The organism is Streptomyces sp. B5E4 (assembly GCF_039871555.1).
Lineage (GTDB): Bacteria > Actinomycetota > Actinomycetes > Streptomycetales > Streptomycetaceae > Streptomyces.
Genome location: NZ_JBDPMI010000066.1, coordinates 1 through 3,279 on the forward strand (window position 1 = coordinate 1; position 3,279 = coordinate 3,279).

Here is a 3,279-nt window from a genome sequence, read left to right on the forward strand (position 1 = left end):
ACCACCATCAAGTTGGTGGCGGCTGATTACGGGGACAAGGCGTCGAATGCGTCCAAGGTGTACTGGGACGATGTGGTGAAGCGGTTCGAGGCGAAGAACAAGGACATCAAGGTGGATGTCCAGGTCATCAACTGGAATGACATCGACTCCAAGGTCAAGACGATGATCCAGGGCGGGAACGTCCCGGACATCCTGCAGACCGGCGGTTACGCGGACAAGGTCGCCGATGACCTGCTGTACGAGGCCGATGAGGTGCTGTCGCCGAAGACGAAGTCGAACCTGATCGAGTCGTTCGCGAAGGCGGGCGAGGTCGACGGGACGCAGTACGGCATCCCGTTCGTGTCGTCGGCGCGGTTGATGTTCTACAACAAGGAGGTCCTCGACAAGGCGGGTGTCGAGGTGCCGCAGAGCTGGGACGATGTGGCGGCTGCGGCGGAGAAGATCAAGGACGAGAAGGCTGCGGAGATCCCTTATGCGCTGCCGCTGGGTCCGGAGGAGACCCAGGGTGAGTCGATGATCTGGGAGATCGGCAACGGTGGTGGTTACACCGATGCCGAGGGTAACTACACCATCGACAGTGCGCAGAACGTCGAGACGTTCGAGTGGCTGAAGGAGAACCTGGTCGATCCGGGTCTGACGTATCAGAACCCGGCGACCACGGACCGGAAGACGGCGTTCGCGGACTTCGCCGCGGGCAAGGTGGGGATGCTCAACGGGCATCCGACGCTGATCCAGATGGCCAAGGACGGCGGTGTCGACTACGAGGTCGCGCCGATCCCGGGCAAGGACGGGCCGCTGGATTCCACCCTGGGGGTGGCGGACTGGATGATGGCGTTCAAGGACGGCGGGAAGCAGGAGCAGATCAAGAAGTTCCTGGACTTCGCGTACTCCAAGGAGAACACGCTGAAGTTCGACGAGATGTACAACCTCATGCCGGTGACCACGGACACCCTGGAGGAGATGCAGTCCAGCGGTAAGCACAAGGACCTGGAGCCGTTCTTCGAGGTGCTGCCGGCCGCCCAGTTCTACCCGCTGGGCAGCACGAGCTGGGATGTGGTCTCCGCGGAGATCAAGAAGTCGGGCGGCAAGGCCGTCTCCGACGACCCGGGCAAGGTCCTGGGCGAGCTCCAGCAGAAGGCCGAGGACACCGCCGCCGACATGGGCGAATAACCCCCGGCACGGGTCCTGAACGCGCCCCCCCCTTTTGGGTGAGCGTTGCCGGGCCGGGTCGCCGCGCCGTCAGCGTGCGGCGGCCCGCCACCCCCGGGGACGCCGCCGCCGTGGGCGCATCCCGTGTTCTTGTCCCGCGCGGTCCGCGTATGACACGCGGTCGTGTTCCTGTTGCCCTTCCTTTGTGCGGTCCCCTCAACCGCCGTACCCGCAAGGAGTCTCCCGTGCCTGTCACGGTCAAGGAGCCCGCGGCCGGTACCGGCCCCGGGCCCGGCGGGCGGAAGACCGGGCCGCAGCGCCGCCGCCGTCGCGGCGGTCTGGCCCGCCTCGGCCCGCTGCCCTGGATTGCCCCCGCTATCGTGCTGATCGTCGTGGTGGTGCTGTGGCCCGTCTACGAACTGATCCGCACCTCGTTCCTCAACGTCAGTATCAGCGGTTTCGTCCGCGGTTCGGCCGGCACCGAGAAGTACCGCCAGCTCTTCGAGGAGTCCGGCTTTTCCAGCGTGCTGACGATGACAGTGGTATGGACCGTCGCCGTCGTCGGCGTCACCATGCTCCTGTCCCTGGGCCTGGCCCAGTTGTTCAACAAGCCCTTCCCGGGCCGGACCGTCACCCGCTGGGCACTCATCGCACCCTGGGCCGCCTCGGTGCTGATGACCGCCATCGGCTTTCGCTGGATGCTCGACCAGACCGCCGGTGTCCTCAACACCCTGATGGCCGACCTCGGCCTGATAGACGGGCCCAAGGACTGGCTCGGCGATCCCGCGACCGCCTGGCCGTGGATGATGTTCGTCGCCGTGTTCGTCTCCCTGCCCTTCACCACCTACACCCTCCTGGCCGGACTGCAGACCATCCCCCACGAGGTGTACGAGGCAGCACGTATCGACGGCGCCGGCTCCCGCCAGACCTACTGGCGCGTGACCGTGCCCCTGCTGCGGCCCGCGTTCCTCGTCGGCTTCGTCATCAACCTCATCAACGTCTTCAACTCCTTCCCCGTCATCTGGGCCATGACCAAAGGCGGACCCGGCAGCGACACCGCCACCACCACGGTGTTCATGTACCAGCTCAAAGACACCGACATCGGCGAATCCGCCGCGATGTCCGTCGTCAACTTCGCCATGGTCGTCGTACTCGTCCTGATCTTCCTCAAGGTCAGCCGCTGGAACAAGGAGGACGCATGACCCTCTCCGCGCCCTCACACACACCCCAGGACGGGCCCGCCGCCAAGGAAACCGGCGGCAACAACAACAACCGCAACAACCGCGGCAGCGGCGGCAGGAGCGCCAAGCGCAGGAAGTACGGCCCGCGCACCCTGGTCACCGCCGCGAGCGCCTGGATGCTGGCGGTCATCTTCCTCGCACCGTACCTGGAGATGATCATCACCGCGCTGCGGCCCGCGGACGAACTCCGCGACCGCACCTACCTGCCCACCTCCTTCGAGTGGAACAACCTCGTCGACGTCTGGAAGGAATCCACCCTCGGCGACAACCTCCAAGTCACCCTCCTCATCGCAGGCGGCGCCACCCTCCTCGTCCTCCTCGTGTCCCTGCCCGCCGCCTACTACACCGCCCGGGTCCGCTACCGGGGACGCAAAGCATTCCTCCTGCTGGTACTCGTCACCCAGATGTTCCAGCCCACCGCGCTGCTCATCGGCCTCTACCGCGAGTTCCACCAGCTCGACATGCTCAACTCGACCTGGACCCTCATCCTGGCCAACGGCGCGTTCAACCTCGCCTTCGCCATCTGGATCCTCACCGCCTACATCTCCTCCATCCCCGCCGAACTGGAGGAAGCCGCAATGGTCGACGGCACCGGACGCTTCGGCGCACTCTTCAAGGTCACACTCCCCCTGGCCATGCCCGGCGTCGTCACCGCCATCATCTTCACCTTCATCTCCACCTGGAACGAATTCGTCATGGGCCTCACCCTCATGACAGAACCCGAGAAACAGCCACTCACCGTCGGCATCAACAACTTCATCGGCAACTACACCGTCGAATGGAACTACCTCTTCGCCGCCTCCGTCGTCGCCATCATCCCCGTCGTCATCCTCTTCGCCTTCATCGAACGACACGTCGTCTCCGGACTCACCGCCGGATCCGTGAAGTA

The 3,279-nt window shown here is 65.0% G+C and carries 3 protein-coding genes; all 3 read left to right on the forward strand.

Features of this window, described 5'->3' with window-relative positions:
• Nucleotides 1-1,170 (forward strand): extracellular solute-binding protein (locus ABGA99_RS36450; protein WP_347581863.1); only part of this gene is annotated, 1,170 nt, incomplete at its 5' end.
• A gap of 224 nt (nucleotides 1,171-1,394) precedes the next feature.
• Nucleotides 1,395-2,351, forward strand: a complete 957-nt coding sequence (locus ABGA99_RS36455; protein WP_347581862.1) for a sugar ABC transporter permease — start codon at nucleotides 1,395-1,397, stop codon at nucleotides 2,349-2,351.
• On the forward strand, nucleotides 2,348-3,279 hold a 932-nt coding region (locus tag ABGA99_RS36460; protein ID WP_347584277.1), incomplete at its 3' end, for a carbohydrate ABC transporter permease. The genes ABGA99_RS36455 and ABGA99_RS36460, both read left to right, overlap by 4 nt.